The sequence below is a fragment of the Pseudomonas sp. BN102 genome, from assembly GCF_029871245.1.
Taxonomy (GTDB): Bacteria; Pseudomonadota; Gammaproteobacteria; order Pseudomonadales; family Pseudomonadaceae; genus Metapseudomonas.
In genome coordinates this window covers 247,376-265,807 of record NZ_SSON01000075.1, presented here as the reverse complement: position 1 = coordinate 265,807, position 18,432 = coordinate 247,376, and the positions used below count along the sequence as shown (strand labels likewise).

Below are 18,432 nucleotides of genomic sequence, written 5' to 3'. Positions count from 1 at the left end.
TTTCTCTCCTCCCTCTCCCGGAGGTTGCCCAACCCCGACTAGCCCACCGCAAAACACCCATCCAGCCGGCTGTAGCCCATCCCCACGCCCTTGTGCACCTTGAGCTGCACCGGGATGCGTTCCTTCAGGGCTTCGACGTGACTGATCACGCCGATCATCTTGCCGCTGGCATTCAGCGCATCCAGGGCGTCCAGGGCGACTTCCAGGGTCTCGCCGTCCAGGGTGCCGAATCCTTCGTCGAGGAACAGCGAGTCGATGCTGGTCTTGTGGCTGACCAGGTCGGACAGCGCCAGGGCCAGCGCCAGGCTGACCAGGAAGCTTTCGCCGCCGGACAGGGTCTTGCAGTCGCGGGCCACGTCTGCCTGCCAGGTGTCTACCACTTCCAGCTCCAGCTCGCCGCCCTGGCGCCGGGCCAGTTGGTAGCGGCTGTGCAGGCGCTGCAGTTGCAGGTTGGCCAGGTGCACCAGGTGGTCCAGGGTCAGGCCCTGGGCGAATTTGCGGTACTTGGCGCCATCGGCTGAGCCCAGCAGTGCGTTGAGGCGCTGCCAGAGATCGCATTCGGCCTCCTGGCGGGCAATCTCGGCGAACAGCGCCTGCTGGCTCTGCCGGCGTTGTTCGTCACCGGCGAGCTGGGCACGGATTTCACCCTGGCGCTGGCTCAGCTCGCGCATCCGCTCGGCCAGGGCCTGCCACTCCGCCGCCAGGCGTTCGCGGTCCAGTTCGCCCTGGGGCGTGGCCTGGAGCCGATCCGCCTGGTTGCGAGCGTCGGCCAGCAATGCCTCGGCATCGCCCAGCTCGCGGGCCAGGCGCTGCTGCAGGTCCTGCAGGGCGGCGCGCTCGGTTTCTTCCAGCAGCGCGCCAAGAAAGGCCGCCTCGTCCGCGAAGGGACTGGCCGCCAGGCCCCGGCGCCAGGCGTCCTGCTGCACATGCAGCTGGTGCTGGGCTTCCTGCACCCGCTGGTGCTGACTCTGCTCGCTGCCCTTGAGGCGGTTCAGCCGCTGCTGGGCGGCGTCCAGTTCGGCCTGCACGGCCGCCAGCGCGGCCTGCGGATCGTTCACCAGCGCCAGCGGCGCCTGTCCGGTGTGACCGGAGGCCTGCCAGCGTCCCTGCCAGAGACGGGACTGCTCGCGAGCGAGGCCCAGTGCGTGCTGCTGATCGCGCAACTGACCGTCCAGTTGCTGGCTGGCGGACTGGTCCTGCTGCCATTGCTGCCATTCGGCTTCGCGCTCGGCCAGCCAGGCATCGCCGGCATCCGGCAGGGCATGGCCCAGCTGTTCCAGGCTGGCGGCCAGCTGTTCGCGGGCCTCCTGTTGCTGGCGGCCCATCTGCTCGTAGCGCTGGGCATTGGCCTGTTCCTGCTGGCGCAAGCTGGCCTGGTCCTTCTCCAGCAGGGCGAGCTGGCTGCCGCAGTCGTGCAGCGCCTTGTCGCGCTGCTGGCGCAGCTCGCGGGCGGCGACCAGGGCGGCCTTGAGCCCATCCAGCCGGGCCAGTCGCTCCTGCAGCGCCTGCAGGCGCCCGGCATGGTCCTGCAGCTCGGCCTGCAAGGCGGCGAGGTCCGGCAATTGCAGATCAAGGGCTTGGCACAGCTGGCGCCAGCGCTCGACGTACTCCCGTTGCTCGGTTTCAGCGAGCTGCAAGGCCTCGTCGAGCTGTTTGACCTGCGCCTCCAGGGTAGCCAGGCGGCTGCTCAGGGTCTCGCCCTGGATGCGCACTTCGTCCTGGGCCGCCTTGCAGTCCTGCAGGGCCTGCTGGGTGGCCGAGAGGTTGAGCGCCTGGTATTCGGCGATCGCCGGGTGTTCGTGGGAGCCGCACAGGGGGCAGGCTTCGCCCGGCTGCAGGGCGGCACGGTAGGCCTCCAGCTGCTGGATGCGCTGCTCCTGTTCGAGGAGCTTTTCCTTGTCGGCGATCTGCTGCTTGAGCTCACTGAAGCGGCGGCGCAGGGCATCGCGCTGCTCGGTGAGCACCTTCTGTTCGTCCTGCAGTGGCTGCAGCTGTTTGCGAGCGTGCGCCTGCCGCTCGGCCAGTTGCCGGCGCTGCTGGGACAACTGCTCCAGACGCTCCAGCTGGCGACCGCGCTCCAGGAGTTGCTGCCACTGCTCGCGTTGGGCGGCATCGTCTTGCCCGGCCAAGAGTTCATCGAGCTTGCCCTGAGCCTCGGCTTCCGTCTGCCGGACCTGGCCATGCTCGGTCCTGGCGTCGTCCAGGGCGCTACGGGCGTGGCGCAGGCGCTCTTCCAGTTCAACACCCTGGCGGTTCAGCTCACTCTGGGCGTTTCGCAGGCCGGCAAGGTCTTCCTGGCGCCGGGCCAGCGCGCCGAATTCGGCCCGCCAGGCGCCCAGATGCTCGCCCAGGCGGGCCCGCTGTGGATGTTCAGCCAGACGCCGTTGCAGGGCTTCCCGCGCCTCCTGGAGGCCGTCCAGGGCCGTTTGCCGGGTCTGCACCCACTGTTCGCCCAGCTGCGCGCCCTGCCAGAGCTGGTCGAGGATGCGTTCAGCCAGGGTCTGCAGGTCGTGACGGGTGACCCGCAGTTCGCTTTCGCCCTGGTTCAGTTGCTGCTGCGCCCGCTGCCAGTCGCGGTGCAAGGTCAGCAGCTGGCTGGCCGGCTCGCTAGCGGCCAGGCGCGCGAGTTGCGGCCGTGCCTGCTCCAGGGCTTCGCGCGCTGCCCGGCCCTGCAGTTCGGCGGCCTGCTGGCGGGCCAGGGCCTTGTCCAGCTCGTCGCGCCATTGCCGCTGGCGCTGCAGGTCGGCCTGGCGCGCCTGCAATTGCTGCTCCTCGCCCCCCAGCGCCGCGGCCTCCTGCTGCAGGGCGGCGCGGGCCTCGTCGCTCAGGAGTTCCACACCTTCTGCGCGGGCGCGAAACTGGTCCAACCCGGCCTTCACTTCACGGGTGCGTTCGAATACCCGCTGGGAGATGCGCCCGTAGATTTCAGTGCCGGTCAGTTCCTCCAGCAACTCCGCGCGCTGGTTGGCATTGGCCTCGAGGAAGGCGGCGAAGCCGCCCTGGGCCAGCAGCATGGACTTGGTGAAACGCTCGAAGTCGAGGCCGCTCAGGGTTTCGATGAGCCTGAGCTTGTCGTTGATCTTGTCGGTGAGGATTTCCCCGTCCAGCACCCGCGCCAGCTCCACCCTGGGCGGCTGCAGGCCGCCGTCGGCCTTGTCGCGGGCGCGGCGCTGGCTCCAGAAGGCGCGGTAGGCCACGCCCTTCACTTCGAATTCCACCTCCGCCAGGCAGTCGGCAGTGTGCCGGGTCATCAGCTCGTTGATGCTGGCGGACACCGTGCCCATGCGCGGCGTGCGGTGGTAGAGCGCCAGGCAGATGGCGTCCAGCAGGGTCGTCTTGCCGGCGCCGGTGGGGCCGGTGATGGCGAACAGGCCATTGCCGGCGAAGGGCTCGCCGGTGAAGTCGATCTTCCACTCGCCCTTCAGCGAATTGAGGTTCTTCAGGCGCAGGCTGAGGATCTTCATGCCGGCTCCTCCCGCAGTTCGGCCAGCACCTCGCGGTGCAGCCCCTGGAGGCTGCGGCGCAAGTCATCGTCCAGCTCCTCGCTGGCCAGGCGCTTGTCGAACACCTCCTCCGGGTTCAGTTCATCGAGGGTTTCCCGCGCCTCACGCGCCAGGCCCGGCTGGGTGCCACCGCGCTCGCGGCGGATGCGCAGCACTTCCACCGGCAGGCCTTCGCAGAGGGTCGCCAGGCGTGCCTGCAGGTCGTTCAGGTAGTCATCGCTGCTGACCAGCACCTCCACCCAGACGGGTAGCTCCGGCGTACCCTCCCCGGCCACCTCGACAAGCTGCGCGGGCAGGTCGGCCAGGGCGCCGCGCAGGGAATGCAGGACCTGGAAGCACGGCACCGGCAGGGCTTCGACCTGGTGCAAACCGATGCTGTCCAGCTCAACCAGCAGCACCTCCTTCTGCTGCGACGCCTCGTCGAAGGACAGCGGGATGGGCGAGCCGCAGTAGCGGATATGCTCCAGGCCGCCGACCTTCTGCGGCCTGTGGATATGTCCCAGGGCGATGTAGTCCGCCGCCGGGAAGGCATTGGTGGGGAAGGCTTCCAGTGCACCGACGTAGATTTCCCGCACCGACTCGCTGGCGCTGGCGCCCACCGTGGTCAAGTGCCCGGTGGCGATGATCGGCAGGCCGCCGCCCAGTTCAGCGCGGCGCTGCTCGGCCAGGGCGAAGAGCTGCTGGTAGTGGTCCTGGATGGCCTGCTGCAGGGACAGTTGCTTGTCGCTGGCACTCTGCCCCGCCTGGCTCTGCAGCACATCCCGCGGACGGATGAAGGGTATGGCGCAAAGGATGGCGCCCACCTCGCCGGAACGACGCTCGAGCACCAGCACCTGCTCCTCCAGGGCATTGCCTACCGCGGGCACCACGCGGGTATCCAGCTGTGCTAGCAAAGTGCGGCTTTCGCCGAGCATGGCCACCGAATCATGGTTGCCGCCCAGCACCACCAGCCCGGCGCCCGTGGCGCGCAGCTCGACGATGAACTGGTTGTACTGCTCACGGGCATAACTGGGCGGTGCGCCGGTGTCGAACACGTCCCCGGCGATCAGCACCACATCCACCTGGCGTTCGTGCACCTGCTCGATCAGCCAGCGGCAGAAGGCCTGGTGCTCGGCCTGGCGGGTCTTACCCATGAAGTGCTGGCCCAGGTGCCAGTCGGATGTGTGGAGGATGCGCATCGGAGATCACTGTGGCGGAACGGAAATGCCGGCAACCCTGTCATTTCCTGGAAAGCCTGGCAACCGTCGAGCCGCTATCCTTCCCAGCATCCGCTGCAGACAAGGACTGACATGCAACGCATTTTCCGTGACATCAAGATCATGCTCCTGGCCAACCTCTGGTTGATTCCGGTGCTCGCCGCGCTGGTCGGCGCCCTCTTCTATTTCGTCGCCCCGCCGCCGCCCATGCACGCCCGCCTGGCGACCGGAAGCCCCACCGGCGGCTACAGCGCCTTCGGCGAGAAGCTCAAGGCCGAGCTGGCCAAGCAGGGCTTCGAACTGGAGCTGGTGCGCAGCAGCGGCTCCCTGGACAACCTGGCCAAGCTGCAGACCGGCGAGGCGGAGATCGCCCTGGTGCAGAGCGGCCAGGAACTCACCCTTAGCACGAACGAGCGCCGCCACCTGCACGGCCTCGGCGTGATGTTCCAGGAGCCGGTCTGGCTGTTCAAACGCAAGGAGCTGGAGATCGACACCATGGGCGACCTGCTGCAACTGCGGGCGGCCATCGGTGCACCGAACAGCGGCACCCGTTCGGTCAGCGATGCGATCCTCGGCGCCAACCAGATCCCCCCAGAACGCTACCCGCCGCAGTGGCAGGCCATCAGCGGCAGCTCGGCGGCCAACGCCCTGCTTGCCGGCGAGCTGGATGCCGGCTTTTTCCTCGGCCCGGCGGAGAACGCCGTGGTACAGCGCCTGGCCGCCCAACCCGAACTGGATCTGGTAAGCCTGCGACGCAGCGCGGCCTACCGCGCACGCCTGCCCTACCTGACCAAACTGGAGGTGGGCGAAGGCCTGCTCAACCTGGCCAGCAACAGCCCATCCCAGGACATCCGGACCTTGGCGCCCGTGGCGACGCTGGTGGCCAGTGACGACTTTCACCCCTCGCTCACGCCATTGATCCTCGACGCCGCCCGCGAGGTGATGAAGAACGGCAGCCTGCTCGATCCACCGGGCGCCTATCCCAGCGTAAAGCCGCAGACGCTGCGCACCCTGGACGAGGCGGACTACTTCTACGAGAAGGGCCTGCCGATCCTGCAGCGCTACCTGCCGTTCCGCATCGCCTCGCTGGCCGATCGCTACATCATCCTGCTGATCCCGCTGCTGGTGATCATGATCCCGCTGTCCAAGATCATCGGCCCCATCTACCGCTGGCGCATTCGCGCGCGCATTTATCGCTGGTACAGGTACCTGCGCGAGATCGACCGCAAGCTGGACAACGGCACCCCACCGGACCATCTGAGTGCCGAGATCGAGCACCTGGAGAAGCTCGAGCAGAAGCTGGCCAAGGTGGAGGTGCCGCTGTCCTACTCCAACGAGCTGTACGACCTGCACATGCACCTGCGCTATGTGATCAATCGGTTGCAGGCGGTGCAGAGTCGGCAGGCAGGCGAGGATCAGGTCGGGTAAACTGGCGCACCTTTCCAGCCGGTGCGCCTGCGCGCCGGGTGAGCCATCTTCCCCACTGGTCGAACGCCCATGCCCATCCGTCATTGCATCGTCCACCTCATCGACAAGAAGCCCGACGGCAGTGCCGCCGTGCTGCATGCCCGGGATAGCGTACTGGGCGAATCCCAGGCCATGGAAAACCTGCTGGCCGACCTCAACGAGAGCTACAACGCCAAGCAGGGCAAGGCCTGGGGCTTCTTCCATGAGGAGTCCGGCGCCTATCCCTTCAGCGGCTGGCTGAAGGAATACCAGGACGGCTCCCGCGATTTCACCGCCTTCAGCCGCCAGGCCGTGGAGCACCTGCAGAAGCTGATGGAGGAATCCAACCTCTCCACCGGCGGCCATGTGCTCTTCGCCCACTACCAGCAGGGCATGACCGACTACCTGGCGATCGCCCTGCTGCACCACAGCGAAGGCGTGACCGTGACCGACTCCCTCGAAGTGGCGCCGGCCAAGCACCTGGACCTGGGCCAGTTGCACCTCGCCGCGCGCATCAACATTTCCGAGTGGCAGAACAACCAGCAGTCCCGGCAGTACATCTCCTTCATCAAGGGCAAGAACGGCAAGAAGGTTTCGGACTACTTCCGCGACTTCATCGGCTGCCAGGAAGGCGTCGACCCGCCGAGCGAGACCCGCACCCTGCTCAAGGCGTTCAGCGATTTCGTCGAGAGCGAGGACCTGGCCGAGGAACAGGCTCGCGAGAAGACCAAGACCCTGGTGGACTACGCCAGCACCCAGGCCAAGCTGGGCGAGCCGATCACCCTGCAGGAGCTTTCCGGCCTGATCGACGAAGAGCGCCCGCGCGCCTTCTACGACCACATCCGCAACAAGGACTACGGCCTGTCGCCGGAGATCCCGCCGGACAAGCGCACACTGAGCCAGTTCCAGCGCTTCACCGGCCGCGCCGAGGGCCTCTCCATCAGCTTCGAAGCCCACCTGCTGGGCTCGAAGATCGAGTACGACGAAGGCCGCGACATGCTGATCATCCGCCAGCTGCCGACCCAGCTGAAGGACCAGCTGAAACGGCGCAAGGAAGACTGAAGCGACAAAGCCCGGCGATGCCGGGCTTTGTTTTTCTGGCCGACAAGTCTTCCATGGGGGCACGGTCCTGTGGGGGCGAATTCATTCGCTAAGCAGGCCGAAGGGCTGCCATCGGGACCCATTGGGTCTGCTTCGCAGCCCTTAGCGAATGAATTCGCCCCCACAAAAAGGCAAAAAAGCCCCTTAACGCGCCTCGATACGGAACCCCAGGCGCGGCACATGCACGTGCACCACGCCGGCGCGTTCGTCCTCGCGGCGCAGGATGATTTCCTCGCCGCCGGCGAACAGCAGCTCGCCTTCCACCGGGTCGACGCCATAGTCGGTCGCCGCCACCAGCACCTTCTGCCCGGGGGCGAAGCCGTTGGGATCGACGAAGTCCTCGCTGGGCAGGGCCGCCGGGGTAGCGTTGCGGGCGATTTCCAGGGCATCGCCCGAGGACAGCTCGCTCGGCGCGCCATGGCCGAAGCCCAGCACCCGGCCGAGCCAGGCGGCCACTTCCGGGTATTCGTCCACAAGGGGTGCGGTCACCGGGGTGCCCTTGAGGAACCAGAGGCAGTGGGCCAGGGAGAAGTCGGCGATGGAGGGCTCGCCGAAGAGGAAGTCGCCCTCGCTGCGCGCCAGTTGCTGATCCGCCCGCGCCATGATGGCCGGCCAGTTGTGCCTGGCCTGTTCCAGCGGCAGGCGGCTGGTGCTGCCGCCGCTGAACAGCCCGCTGCGGTCGGCGATAAAGGCCTTGATCGCCTCCGGCGGCAGCTTGCCGAAGCGCAGCGCCACGGCTTCGGGCTGGAAGGCCAGGGCCACGGCGTGCTGGAACACCACCGAGTCCACCCACAGGGCAAAGCTGGCGACATTGAATTCCTGGCCTTCCGGAAACAGCGCCGGGGTCGACTTCTCCGCTTCCAGGCGGCGGGCGATCAGCGCCGTGTCGCAATAGACATCAGCGCCCACCTGCAGCACCGGAGTCTTGCGATAGCCACCGGTGAGCGCGGTGAGATCGGGCTTGGGCATCACCGGCGGGATCATCACCGAGCGCCAGGAGAGTTGCTTGAAGCCCAGCATCAGGCGGGCCTTCTCGGCGAAGGGCGAAGTCGGATAGTGGTGCAGGATCAGCTCGTGCATGACGGTCTCCGCGTCAGGTCTGTGGATAACCCAGCTTACCCGGCGCAACCGGGGCGGCCCATGCCCTGCGCCTGATGGCGCGGCATCAGCCGGCTGGATGGAGTTGCACCAGGCGCTCCTTGGCCGCCTTGCGCAGTTGCTTGATGGCGCGCTCGCGGCGCAGGGCCTCGCCCTTGTCGGCGCAGGCCTCGATGAAGACCAGGGCCTGGGCCGGGCTGGAATGGAAGAAGCGCGCCCCCTTGCCGCTCTGGTGCTGGGTGAAGCGCCGCTGCGGATCGTCGCTGATGCCGCAGTAGAGCGCGCCGTTCTCGGCACGCACCAGGTAGACGAACCAGGGTTTTGCGGCGGGGGTGACGTCGGCGATTTCGGGCATGGGCGGGTCCTGGTGGAAGCCGCCGCATTAGGCAATGCCTCAGCGGGTCAAGACAAGTCCCTCAGCGTCCCGGCCCGGAAGGCGGCCAAGCCCCGCGCGGCCTGCTGGCGAATGGCGTTCTGCACCACCGGCAACCAGCCCAGCAGCAGGCCCTTGGCGCCCAATGCCTGCCGCGCCCAGCGCCAGAGGTCGAAGCTGTCGTGGTGCTCGATGATCTTGCCGTCGGCGAAGAGGAAGCGCGCCTGGATGCGGTTCTCCACCATGCGCCCGGTCTGGCTGAACAGGTAGGTGGCCACCCAGTTGGCGCGGCCGGTGAGGTCATCGGCCTCGACGCCGTCGAAGGTCAGGCTGAACTGCTGGGCGCGACTGGCGAGCATGCGCCACATGTCGGCCGCCTCCGCGCCATTGAGGTCGGGGAACACCGGGTCGCTAAAATGCACGTCAGGGCTGTAGCACTCGGCCATGGCCTCGGCATCGAGGCGCTGGAAGGCCTGGTAGAAGCGGGTGATGAGTTCGGCATTGGGATGGGCCATGGGCAACTCCGGCAAGGACGGTATGGCTAGCAGTATTGACCCGGATGGCCCGGACCGCGATTGGCGGCATCGCCAACTTTGTGTCCATAATCGCCAACCCTGCCGCCGAGCCCTCCCCATGATCCGCGTCGCCCTCTTCGTCTGCCCGCAGACCGTCTGCTCCAGCCTGGCCATGGCCGATGACGCCTTCCGCCTGGCCAACCAACTGGCCGGGGAGCCGCTGTTCCAGGTCCAACGCTTCAGCCGCAACGGCCTGCCTGTGGATATCGGCATGGCCGAGATACGCGTGGACGGCGGCCTGCCCCTGGCCGAGGCGGCCGACCTGGTATTGCTGACGGCCACAGGCGTGGCGGTGGAACAGACCCTGGCCAGCAACAGCGAGTTATTGCCCTGGCTGGCCGCGCGCCCGGATACCCAGCAACTGGCCAGCTTGTGCAGCAGCGCCTTCCTGCTGGCCGCCTCGGGTCGCCTCGATGGCCGCCGCGCCACCACCCACTGGGTGCTGGCGCCGGCCTTCCGGAAACGTTATCCACAGGTGCGGCTGGAGCCCGATGCCCTGCTGACCGAGGACGGCAACCTGTTCTGCTCCGGCGGCGCCCAGGCCGGTCTCGACCTCTGCCTGCACCTGATCGCCTGGCACGGCGGCCATTGGCTGGCGCAGCGAGTCGCCGGCGCCCTGGTGTTCGATCTGGAGCGCGGCCTCCAGTCGCGCTTCGCCCCCTTGCTGCCGGCGGCGGGCAAGGAAGACCCGCAGATCGGGCCGTTGCTGCGCTGGCTGCAACGCCACCTGGACGAGCCGCTGGACCTGGACGCCCTGGCCGCCCGCGGCCACTGCTCCAGCCGCACCCTTCTGCGGCGCTTCAAGACCGCCACCGGCCTGACCCCGAACGCCTACCTGCAACGCCTGCGCATCAGCGCCGCGCAGACCGCCCTGCGCAATCCGGCGCGCTCCCTCGAGCAGGTGGCGGCCCAGGTGGGCTACGCCGACCGGGCGACCTTCGCCAAATTGTTCAAGCAGCTGTGCGGCGAGACGCCGGGAGCGTTCAGAAGACGCCTGAGGAGTCACCTGTAGGTTGTGGCTGAGCTCAGCGAAGCCCAACGAGGATGGCACGGCGCCGGGAAGTTGGACTTCGTGGCCTCGAGGACCGGTAGGGGGAAATCCTCGAAAGGGATTTCCACCAATAGAGGACACCGGAAACGTCGCTGCTGAGCGGGGGGCAGTGCTGGTGGACCGGTGAAGCGTGGTCCAACCTTGATCAGACCGGTGCGAAGCGTGACGGAGGCTTACCAGCCGACGCCGAAGCCCACCGTGTAGCGGGTTTCGTCGAGACTTTCCTTGGCGCCGCTGACCTGGTCCTTCTCGGCCTTCACGTTGAGCGAGGCCCAGTCGGTGAGCTTGTATCGCAGGCCCGCTTCGGCATCCAGCGCGTAGTCCGCGGTGTTGTCCAGAGGACGGCCGGCTTCGCCGCTGGTGAAGAGCTCCACCGTCCTGCCCACCAGGTAGCGGTTGTAGTCCCACTTCATACTGATGGCGTAGAAGTTTTCCTCTTCGCCGTTGGCGAACTGGTAATCGCTGCGGTTGACCAGGCCGGCGAGTGAGAAGGCCCCCAACTCGTCATCCCAGAACTGGTAACCGGGGCCGGTACCCAGGGTGCGCTGGCGTTCGAGGTCCTCGATCTTGTCGCGCTTGTACTCACCACGCCCCTGCCAGAAGAACTTGTCGGTGATGAAGCGGTCGAGGGCGTATTCGGTTTCCCAGTTGTCCGTGGTCTTCTCGTCGTCGGTGAATTCGCGGTTGAACTCGCCCGAGGCGTTATGACGCCAGCGGCCGTGACGGGCCTTGGTCTTAAAGTCGACCTCGTAGTCATCGGTGTCTTTTTCGGCGCGCTTGTAGTCCAGGGCGAGGTCGACGTTGCCGGTCCAGGTCAGGTCCTCCACCAGGGGCTTGGGCTTCATGATCTGCTCGATGCTGGCCAGCTCCACTTCCTTGGGCGCCTCGCCGTTGGCAAGGATGACCTTGCCATCTTCGGCGCGGTGCAGGGACTTGGCGCGCTCGCCAGCGAAGTCGCCCTGCTTGATCAGCAGCTCGCGGTCGCTTTCCAGGGTCGCAACCTTCTTCCAGTCCAGCGGGATGTTGCCGCCGTAGTCGGTTTGCAGTACCAGCTTGCCGCCATCAAAGACGCGGATGGTGCCGGTGAGTCGATCACCATTCTTCAGCCAGACGGTGTCAGCGAAAGCAGCGGTGGAAGCGGCGGCGAGCGCCATGCAAAGCAGGGATCTGGACAACATAAAGCGGCTTCTTTGGTTCTGGATCTCAAAAAAAGCCGGGCATTATCCCTATGACCGACAGCAGAGCAAGGACTGACCGACCAGCTTTCTCCAAAGTTCCGAGAAATCGATGGGCGTGCCCCACCCCGGTGCTACCAGCCGATGCCGACGCCGATGAGATAGTGCTTGTCCGAAGAGGTTTCGCCGAGGCCGCGCAACTGGTCCAGCTCGTAGAGCAGGGAGAGACGTGCCCAGTCATTGAGGCGGTAGCGCAGGCCGAATTCGCTGTCGAGCACGTAGTCGACCTCCTCGATCCGTGGCACTTGCAACTGCGCCTTGGAGTAGAGCTCGAAACGGGTACCCCAGATCAGGCGCTTGAAGTCCCATTCGAAGGAGTAGGCGTTGAAGTCGATGTCACCCGCGTCGCTTTCCAGCTGGAAGCGGGTGAGCTGCGCTATCAGGTCGAAGCGGCCCAGTTCGTCGTCCCAGAATCGGTAGCCTGGGCCTGTGCCGTAGGAGCGTCGGCGTTCGAAGAACTCGAATTCGTCGTTGTGCTGGTCGAAGCTGCCGCGCACGAACCAGTGGCGGGTGAAAAAGCGGTCGAGGTCGTATTCCAGTTCCCAGTTGTCCTCGGTCCGCTCGCCGTTCTTGGTTTCCTTCTCGAACTGCCCGCTCAGCACGTGGCGCCAGCGACCGTACTCGACGCGGGTGTCGCCCTTGAGCTTCCACTCGTCCTGGCGATCCTCATTGCGCTCCATATCCAGCTTGGCGTCGAGGTTGCCTTCCCAGATGCGGTCCTTGAGCAGGGGCCGCGGCGGCACCATCTGGCGGATGCTGGCCAGGGGCACGGTCTCGCCCTCGCCCTCGCCATCGCCCAGCCGCACCAGGCCCTTGCCCGCCGCCTTGAGGCTGTGGCTATGCTCACTGTCGAAGCCACCGCGCTTGACCAGCAGTGGTTTCTCGGAACTGAGGGTGTCTATATCCTTCCAGTCGATCAGGACCCGGCCGGCATACTTGGTCTTCAACGCCAGCTTGCCGCCGTCCAGCAGGATGATCTCGCCGCTGATGCGGTCGCCGTTGTTCAGCCACACGGTATCGGCCCAGATCGGCGCGCAGGCCAGGCAGAAGAACAATCCACTAAGGCTACGGAGCATGGTCGGTAGGAAGAAAGGAAAAGAGGTGCCTGAGCATGCATGGGCGGACTTGCCCACGGCAAGCGCGGAGGTGCGCCGCGAAGCGCTCTACCTGACCCTGGGCCAGGTTCCGGAAGGCAAGGTGGTCACCTATGGCCAACTGGCCGAACTGGCGGGACTGGGCCGCGCAGCGCGCTGGGTCGGACGCACCCTGAGCCAGCTCCCGGCCGGCACCCTGCTGCCCTGGCACCGCGTGCTGGGCGCCGGCGGGCGTTTCAGCCTGGCGGTGGGCACCCCATCGGGCAATGAGCAGCGGGCACGATTGCGCGCCGAGGGAGTCAGTATCCTGAACGATAGGGTGGACATGCGTCGGCACGGCTGGCATCCCATGCCACCCAAGGGTTAGAGTGCGCCCTGCCCTTTTTCAGCCCCACCCTGGACGCCGCGAGCAGCCCATGCCCAGCACCACGCCTTTCGGACCCCACCACTAATGTCCCAACGTTCCTGGCGCGCCGCCATCGCCGCCTATGCCTCGCCGGCCACCCTTTCGCTGTTGCTGCTGGGCTTCGCCGCCGGCCTGCCCTACATGCTGGTGTTTTCCACCCTCTCCGTCTGGCTCCGCGAAGCCGGGGTATCCCGCGAGACCATCGGCTTCGCCAGCCTGATCGGCCTGGCCTACGCCTTCAAGTGGATCTGGTCGCCGCTGCTCGACCAGTGGCGCCTGCCATTCCTCGGCCGTCTCGGCCGCCGCCGCTCGTGGTTGGTCCTGTCCCAGGCGCTGGTGGGCCTGGGCCTGGTGGGCATGGCCCTGTGCGACCCGCAGACCAATCTCACCTGGCTGATCGCCCTGGCGGTACTGGTGGCTTTCGCCTCGGCCACCCAGGACATCGCCATCGACGCCTACCGTCTGGAGATTGCCGAAGACAGCCGCCAGGCCGCCCTGGCCGCCAGCTACATGACCGGCTACCGGGTATCCGCCCTGCTGGCCACCGCGGGCGCACTGTACTTCGCCGAGTGGTTCGGCTCCACTGCCAAGGTCTATGAATACGGCGCCTGGGCCGGCACCTACCTGCTCTTCGCCCTGCTGATGCTGCCGGGGCTGATCACCAGCCTGTGGATGCGCGAACCGCCGGTGGACCTGCCGACGCAGACCAACACCTCGCGTTTCAAGCTCAAGCACCAGCTGTCATCGGTGCTGATCCTGCTGGTGATGCTGATTTCCCTGCCAGCGATGATCACCGGCATGCTCGACCGCGCTTGGCCGCGCGCGGCGCTCTACGCCATCTTCCTGGTCACCTGCCTGTCGCCCTGGGGCATGCGCCAGATCCTTCCGGTGCGCGACCTGCTCAGCCAGCAACGCCGCCAGCTGCTGGTGGCGGCGCGCGGCAAGGTGATTCCCAATTTCGATTTCGTCCACCAGGCCGTGTCGATCATCGTGCTGATCGTGATCCTGGTGACCGTCGCCGCCGCGGTGAAAGCCTTCTCCTCCGGCGCCTGGCCGCGGGGCACGCTGTTCCTGCTGATCACCCTGGCCTGCTTCTCCGCCGCCGGACGCCTGTTGATGGCGCCGGTGCTGACGCCCATCAGCGAGTTCGTCCAGCGCTATCGCTGGCAGGCACTGCTGCTGCTCGGGCTGATTGCCACCTACCGGATGTCGGACACGGTGATGGGCGTGATGGCCAACGTCTTCTATATCGACCAGGGCTTCAGCAAGGAAGAGATCGCCAGCGTCAGCAAGCTCTTCGGCCTGGTGATGACGCTGCTCGGCGCGGCAGCCGGCGGCCTGCTCATCGTGCGCTTCGGCATCCTGCCGATCCTCTTCATCGGTGGCGTCAGCTCGGCGGCCACCAACCTGCTGTTCGTGGCCCTGAGCGACATGGGCGCGCACCTGAACATGCTGATCGTCACCATCTCCTGCGACAACTTCAGCGCGGGGTTGGCCACCTCGGCTTTCGTGGCCTATCTGTCGAGCCTGACCAACCTGAAGTTCTCCGCCACCCAGTACGCCTTGCTCAGCTCCATCATGCTGCTGCTGCCGCGCCTGATCGGCGGCTACTCGGGCGTGATGGTGGAGAGCGTGGGCTACCACAACTTCTTCATGCTCACCGCCCTGCTGGGCATTCCCACCCTGGTGCTGATCGCCATCCAGTGGGGGCGCGACCGCCAGCAGCCAAAGGAAAATGGCTCGCCCAGTGCGCCAGCGGCGCCCGGGTCCACCGAGCAGCCATGAAAAAGGCCGGCATATGCCGGCCTTTTCCTTTCCCGCCGAACCTCAGCTCGGCACCACCTGCACCATGCGCGGCGGCTGCGCCAGCTCGACGCCGGCAGCCCTCAGGCTGTCGCGCACACTTTCATTGAGCTTGAAGATCACGCTCCAGTAGTCGGCGTTGGACGTCCACAGCCGCAGGGACAGATTGATGGAGGTATCGCCCAGGGCAGAAACCACCACCACCGGCTCCGGGTCCTTGTGCACGCGCGGATCTTCGGCCAGCTTGAGCAGCACGTCGCGGGCCTTGGAAAGGTCGGCGGAGTATTCGACCTTCACGTCGTACAGGACCTGGCGGTTGGCCTGCTTGGAGTAGTTGGTGATGATGCCGTTGGACAGGCTGCCGTTGGGCATGATCACCGTCTTGTTGTCACCGGTACGCAGCACCGTGTGGAAGATCTGGATGTGATCCACGGTGCCGGACACGCCCTGAGCTTCGATGAAATCCCCTACCTTGAAGGGGCGGAACAGCAGGATCAGTACACCGCCGGCGAAATTCGCCAGGCTGCCCTGCAGGGCCAGGCCGATGGCGAGGCCCGCCGCGCCGATGGCGGCGACGAAGGAGGTGGTCGAGATGCCGATCATCGAGGCCACGCTGACCATCAGCAGTATCTTCAGGATGATGTTGGCCAGGCTGCCGATGAAACCCTGCAAGGTGCGATCGACCCGGCGGTGCTGCATCAGCGCGCCGACCTTGCCGGTCAAGACGTTGATCAGCCACCAGCCGATCAGCAGGGTGAGCAGCGCCAGCGTCAGCTTTCCGCTGTATTCCAGCAATACGGGCAACCAGGCCTCGGACACCTTCACCAGTTGGTCGACGTTCATCTCCATGGGCGTTCTCCTGCGTTATTTCAGCAATGCGAAACCAAGCCGCCATGGACAAGCCATGGCGGCAAAGGTTCAAAGGACACTAGGGTTGCGACGCGAATCGGTCGCGAAGGTTCCGCTCAGTCGCGGAAGTTGTTGAACTGCAGGGGCATGCCGAATTCCTTGGCACGCAGGGCGGCGATGGCTTCCTGCAGGTCGTCGCGCTTCTTGCCGGTGACGCGGACCTGTTCGCCCTGGATGGCGGCCTGGACCTTGAGCTTGCTCTCCTTGATATGGGCGACGATCTTTTTCGCCAACTCCTTGTCTATGCCTTCGCGCAGCACGGCCTCCTGCTTCACGACCTTGCCGGAGGCGTAGGAGTCCTTGATCTCCAGGCACTGGACATCGATCTTGCGCTTGACCAGGGCCAGCTTGAGGATTTCCAGCATCTGCTCCAGCTGGAAGTCGGCATCGGCAGTAAGGGTGACCGTCAGTTCCTTGAACTCGAAACTGCCCTTGCCGCGCAGATCGTAGCGGCGGTCGAGTTCCTTGATGGCGTTGTCGACGGCGTTGGTGACTTCGTGCTTGTCCAGTTCGGACACCACGTCGAACGAGGGCATGGGATTCCTCCAGATAGACGGCGCGATCTGCATCACGGATATGAAAGCGCCTGGCTTGACGGTAAAAAATGCGCACCCATTATAACCGAGCGACAAGCTGACTTTTTCGAAGCCGTCCCCAGCAGTCCGCAACCGGCAGAACGGTAGGGCGACAAGGCAGCACGAACGAGGCTTGATATCATAACGCCACACTCCGCTTCCCCACTCTTGCGAGCCTGCCACATGCCCAGCCCTCATCTCAGCATCCTGGTGGTGGACGACGCCAAGTTCTCCAGCGCCATGATCGGCCGCACCCTGAGCCAGGCCGGCTACCAGGACCTGCGCTTCGCCAGCAGCGCCGGCGAAGCCCTGCAGTTGCTCGAGCAGAAGCCGGCGAACGTGATTCTCGCCGACTGGCTGATGCCCGAGATCGACGGCCTGGAACTGACTGCGCGGGTACGCCAGCTGGATGAGATGACCGACCACTACAGCTACATCATCCTGCTCACCGGCAAGGAGGGCGAGAACGTCCTGGGCGAGGCCTTCGACCGCGGCGTGGACGACTTCATCAGCAAGGCCGCCATGAGCGAGCAGCTTGTACCGCGGGTCTACGCCGCCGACCGCCTGTGCAATACCCTGCAGCGCCTGCTGCAGGAAAACCGCCTGCTGACCCAGAACATCGCCAGCCTGGAGCAACGCAACCTGGTGGATTCCCTCACCGGCCTCGGCAACCCGCGCTACCTGCGACAGAGGCTGACCGACAGCCTGCGCCAGGTCGAGTCCCGCGGCGGCGCCCTGTGTTACCTGCTGATCGGCCTGCTGGACGCGCCACAGCTGCGCCAGCGCCACGGCGACACCTTCTACAACGAACTGCTGCACGGCGTTGCCCGGCGCCTGCAACAGCTGGTCCGGCCACTGGACGTTCTGACCCGGCTGGACGAAAGCCACTTCGGCCTGATCACCCTGCTCGACGACCTCCACGAATGCTCGCCGAGCAGCTTCCGCCGTCTGCATGAGGGGCTGAACCTCAAGGCCTTCAAGACCAGCGAAGGCTTCATCACCCTCAAGGCCGGTATTTCCCTCGTGGGCCTGGACACCAAGGCGCTGCCCCTGGATGCCGAAGAGCTGCTGGAAAAGGCCGCTGCCATGTTGCCCGAGGCCTACGCCAGCGGCCGGGTCACCGCCCTGCGCCTGCCGCAGCCATGACCTGGCACATCCTCGGCGCCGGCAGCCTGGGCAGCCTCTGGGCCGCCCGCCTGGCCCGCGCCGGGCAACCGGTGCGGCTGATCCTGCGCGACCGCGCGCGGATCAGCGCCTACGAAGAGGCCGGTGGCCTGACCCTGGTCGAACAGGGCCGCGCGCAGCAGCACCCCATTCCCGCCGAACTGCCCAGCGGCAGCGGGCCCATCAGCCGCCTGCTGTTGGCCTGCAAGGCCTATGACGCCGAGGCCGCGGTGCAGCCCCTTCTGCAACGCCTGGCCCCTGGAGCCGAGCTGATCCTGCTGCAGAATGGCCTGGGCAGCCAGGATGCGGTGGCCAAGCGCCTGCCCCATGCCCGCTGCGTGCTCGCCTCCAGCACCGAAGGGGCCTTCCGCGAGGCGGACTTCCGCGTGGTGTTCGCCGGCCACGGCTTCACCTGGCTCGGCGATCCGCTGCAGCCCGTAGCCCCGGCCTGGCTGGAAGAGCTGGATCAGGCGGGCATTCCCCATGGCTGGACGCCGGACATCCTCTCGCGCCTATGGCGCAAGCTGGCGCTCAACTGCGCCATCAACCCGCTCACTGTATTGCATGACTGCCGCAACGGCGGCCTGGCCGAGCACCCGGCGGAGGTCGGCGTGCTCTGCGCCGAACTGGCCGAACTGCTTGAGCGCTGCGGCCAGCCGGATGCCGCCGAAGGCCTGCATGACGAGGTGCTGCGGGTGATCCACGCCACTGCGGCGAACTACTCCTCCATGTACCAGGACGTGGCCCACGGCCGCCGCACCGAGATCAGCTATCTGCTCGGCCATGCCTGTGCCACCGCCGCTCGACACCGACTCAGCCTGCCGCACCTGCAGGGCTTGCACGAGCGCCTCAAGGCCCACCTGCAGCAACGCGGATTGCCCGTCACCTGACCCCGCGCTAACC

16 protein-coding genes are annotated in these 18,432 nt (G+C 66.3%); 7 read left to right on the top strand and 9 right to left on the bottom strand.

The genetic code is table 11. The features are described 5' to 3' along the window. Nucleotides 1-38: 38 nt before the first annotated feature. Together E8F12_RS22480 and sbcD are read right to left on the bottom strand one after the other, a co-directional pair. A complete protein-coding gene (locus E8F12_RS22480) occupies nt 39-3,464 on the bottom strand; it encodes an AAA family ATPase (RefSeq protein ID WP_280327376.1) in 3,426 nt (1,141 codons plus the stop codon). Continuing rightward, the gene (sbcD, locus tag E8F12_RS22475; RefSeq protein WP_280327375.1) at nt 3,461-4,681 is read right to left on the bottom strand and encodes an exonuclease subunit SbcD; all 1,221 of its coding nucleotides are present in this window, start codon (nt 4,679-4,681) and stop codon (nt 3,461-3,463) included. The genes E8F12_RS22480 and sbcD overlap by 4 nt, the downstream gene beginning before the upstream one ends. Before the next feature lie 111 nt (nt 4,682-4,792). On the opposite strand from sbcD, the gene E8F12_RS22470 reads away from it, so the two are divergent. Both E8F12_RS22470 and yejK read left to right on the top strand, forming a co-directional pair. Beyond that, entirely contained in the window at nt 4,793-6,127 is a 1,335-nt protein-coding gene (locus E8F12_RS22470) for a TAXI family TRAP transporter solute-binding subunit (RefSeq protein WP_280327374.1), read from the top strand. A gap of 69 nt (nt 6,128-6,196) precedes the next feature. Further along, nucleotides 6,197-7,207: a nucleoid-associated protein YejK gene (yejK, locus tag E8F12_RS22465; protein ID WP_280327372.1), complete on the top strand. Its 1,011-nt coding sequence runs from the start codon at nt 6,197-6,199 to the stop codon at nt 7,205-7,207. Between the two features lie 183 nt (nt 7,208-7,390). Here yejK and E8F12_RS22460 read toward each other — a convergent pair whose 3' ends face one another. The 3 genes from E8F12_RS22460 to E8F12_RS22450 all read right to left on the bottom strand — a co-directional run bounded on the left by E8F12_RS22460 (nt 7,391) and on the right by E8F12_RS22450 (nt 9,232). After that, a complete protein-coding gene (locus E8F12_RS22460; RefSeq protein ID WP_280327371.1) occupies nt 7,391-8,326 on the bottom strand; it encodes a glutathione S-transferase family protein in 936 nt (311 codons plus the stop codon). 85 nt (nt 8,327-8,411) lie between these two features. Next, complete coding sequence (locus E8F12_RS22455) at nt 8,412-8,699, bottom strand: GIY-YIG nuclease family protein (RefSeq protein WP_280327370.1); 288 nt, start codon at nt 8,697-8,699, stop codon at nt 8,412-8,414. Between the two features lie 47 nt (nt 8,700-8,746). Next, nucleotides 8,747-9,232, bottom strand: a complete 486-nt coding sequence (locus E8F12_RS22450) for a nuclear transport factor 2 family protein (protein WP_280327369.1) — start codon at nt 9,230-9,232, stop codon at nt 8,747-8,749. Nucleotides 9,233-9,350: 118 nt separating this feature from the next. On the opposite strand from E8F12_RS22450, the gene E8F12_RS22445 reads away from it, so the two are divergent. Further along, the gene (locus E8F12_RS22445; RefSeq protein ID WP_280327368.1) at nt 9,351-10,304 is read left to right on the top strand and encodes a helix-turn-helix domain-containing protein; all 954 of its coding nucleotides are present in this window, start codon (nt 9,351-9,353) and stop codon (nt 10,302-10,304) included. Nucleotides 10,305-10,516: 212 nt separating this feature from the next. On the opposite strand, the gene E8F12_RS22440 is transcribed toward E8F12_RS22445, so the two are convergent. Next, entirely contained in the window at nt 10,517-11,521 is a 1,005-nt protein-coding gene (locus E8F12_RS22440) for a DUF481 domain-containing protein (protein WP_280327367.1), read from the bottom strand. A 131-nt stretch (nt 11,522-11,652) separates the two neighbouring features. Next, nucleotides 11,653-12,654, bottom strand: coding sequence for a DUF481 domain-containing protein (locus E8F12_RS22435; protein ID WP_280327366.1), 1,002 nt, complete (start codon nt 12,652-12,654; stop codon nt 11,653-11,655). Here E8F12_RS22435 and E8F12_RS22430 point away from each other — a divergent pair. Both E8F12_RS22430 and E8F12_RS22425 read left to right on the top strand, forming a co-directional pair. Then, nucleotides 12,653-13,039, top strand: coding sequence for an MGMT family protein (locus tag E8F12_RS22430; RefSeq protein ID WP_280327365.1), 387 nt, complete (start codon nt 12,653-12,655; stop codon nt 13,037-13,039). The genes E8F12_RS22435 and E8F12_RS22430 overlap by 2 nt on opposite strands. Before the next feature lie 84 nt (nt 13,040-13,123). Next, on the top strand, nt 13,124-14,863 hold the full coding sequence (locus tag E8F12_RS22425; RefSeq protein WP_280327364.1) for an AmpG family muropeptide MFS transporter: 1,740 nt from the start codon (nt 13,124-13,126) through the stop codon (nt 14,861-14,863). Between the two features lie 42 nt (nt 14,864-14,905). Here E8F12_RS22425 and E8F12_RS22420 read toward each other — a convergent pair whose 3' ends face one another. Then, nucleotides 14,906-15,730, bottom strand: a complete 825-nt coding sequence (locus tag E8F12_RS22420; RefSeq protein WP_280327363.1) for a mechanosensitive ion channel family protein — start codon at nt 15,728-15,730, stop codon at nt 14,906-14,908. A 116-nt stretch (nt 15,731-15,846) separates the two neighbouring features. Next, nucleotides 15,847-16,326 (bottom strand): YajQ family cyclic di-GMP-binding protein, encoded by a 480-nt coding sequence (locus tag E8F12_RS22415; protein WP_280288435.1) that lies wholly within the window; start codon nt 16,324-16,326, stop codon nt 15,847-15,849. A 222-nt stretch (nt 16,327-16,548) separates the two neighbouring features. Here E8F12_RS22415 and E8F12_RS22410 point away from each other — a divergent pair, with 222 nt between their 5' ends. Together E8F12_RS22410 and E8F12_RS22405 are read left to right on the top strand one after the other, a co-directional pair. Beyond that, nucleotides 16,549-17,511, top strand: coding sequence for a response regulator (locus tag E8F12_RS22410; protein WP_280327362.1), 963 nt, complete (start codon nt 16,549-16,551; stop codon nt 17,509-17,511). Continuing rightward, the gene (locus tag E8F12_RS22405; RefSeq protein WP_280327361.1) at nt 17,508-18,419 is read left to right on the top strand and encodes a putative 2-dehydropantoate 2-reductase; all 912 of its coding nucleotides are present in this window, start codon (nt 17,508-17,510) and stop codon (nt 18,417-18,419) included. Before E8F12_RS22410 ends, E8F12_RS22405 begins: the two co-directional genes overlap by 4 nt. Nucleotides 18,420-18,432: the final 13 nt, after the last annotated feature.

Bases quoted from the DNA above. Each gene is read 5' to 3' on its own strand.
- yejK (WP_280327372.1), top strand. From the start codon at position 6,197: ATGCCCATCCGTCATTGCATCGTCCACCTCATCGACAAGAAGCCCGAC.
- E8F12_RS22440 (WP_280327367.1), bottom strand. From the start codon at position 11,521: ATGTTGTCCAGATCCCTGCTTTGCATGGCGCTCGCCGCCGCTTCCACC.
- E8F12_RS22425 (WP_280327364.1), top strand. From the start codon at position 13,124: ATGTCCCAACGTTCCTGGCGCGCCGCCATCGCCGCCTATGCCTCGCCG.
- E8F12_RS22410 (WP_280327362.1), top strand. From the start codon at position 16,549: ATGCCCAGCCCTCATCTCAGCATCCTGGTGGTGGACGACGCCAAGTTC.
- E8F12_RS22405 (WP_280327361.1), top strand. From the start codon at position 17,508: ATGACCTGGCACATCCTCGGCGCCGGCAGCCTGGGCAGCCTCTGGGCC.
- E8F12_RS22455 (WP_280327370.1), bottom strand. From the start codon at position 8,699: ATGCCCGAAATCGCCGACGTCACCCCCGCCGCAAAACCCTGGTTCGTC.
- E8F12_RS22470 (WP_280327374.1), top strand. From the start codon at position 4,793: ATGCAACGCATTTTCCGTGACATCAAGATCATGCTCCTGGCCAACCTC.
- E8F12_RS22445 (WP_280327368.1), top strand. From the start codon at position 9,351: ATGATCCGCGTCGCCCTCTTCGTCTGCCCGCAGACCGTCTGCTCCAGC.
- E8F12_RS22450 (WP_280327369.1), bottom strand. From the start codon at position 9,232: ATGGCCCATCCCAATGCCGAACTCATCACCCGCTTCTACCAGGCCTTC.
- E8F12_RS22460 (WP_280327371.1), bottom strand. From the start codon at position 8,326: ATGCACGAGCTGATCCTGCACCACTATCCGACTTCGCCCTTCGCCGAG.
- E8F12_RS22480 (WP_280327376.1), bottom strand. From the start codon at position 3,464: ATGAAGATCCTCAGCCTGCGCCTGAAGAACCTCAATTCGCTGAAGGGC.
- E8F12_RS22430 (WP_280327365.1), top strand. From the start codon at position 12,653: ATGGTCGGTAGGAAGAAAGGAAAAGAGGTGCCTGAGCATGCATGGGCG.
- sbcD (WP_280327375.1), bottom strand. From the start codon at position 4,681: ATGCGCATCCTCCACACATCCGACTGGCACCTGGGCCAGCACTTCATG.
- E8F12_RS22435 (WP_280327366.1), bottom strand. From the start codon at position 12,654: ATGCTCCGTAGCCTTAGTGGATTGTTCTTCTGCCTGGCCTGCGCGCCG.
- E8F12_RS22420 (WP_280327363.1), bottom strand. From the start codon at position 15,730: ATGGAGATGAACGTCGACCAACTGGTGAAGGTGTCCGAGGCCTGGTTG.
- E8F12_RS22415 (WP_280288435.1), bottom strand. From the start codon at position 16,326: ATGCCCTCGTTCGACGTGGTGTCCGAACTGGACAAGCACGAAGTCACC.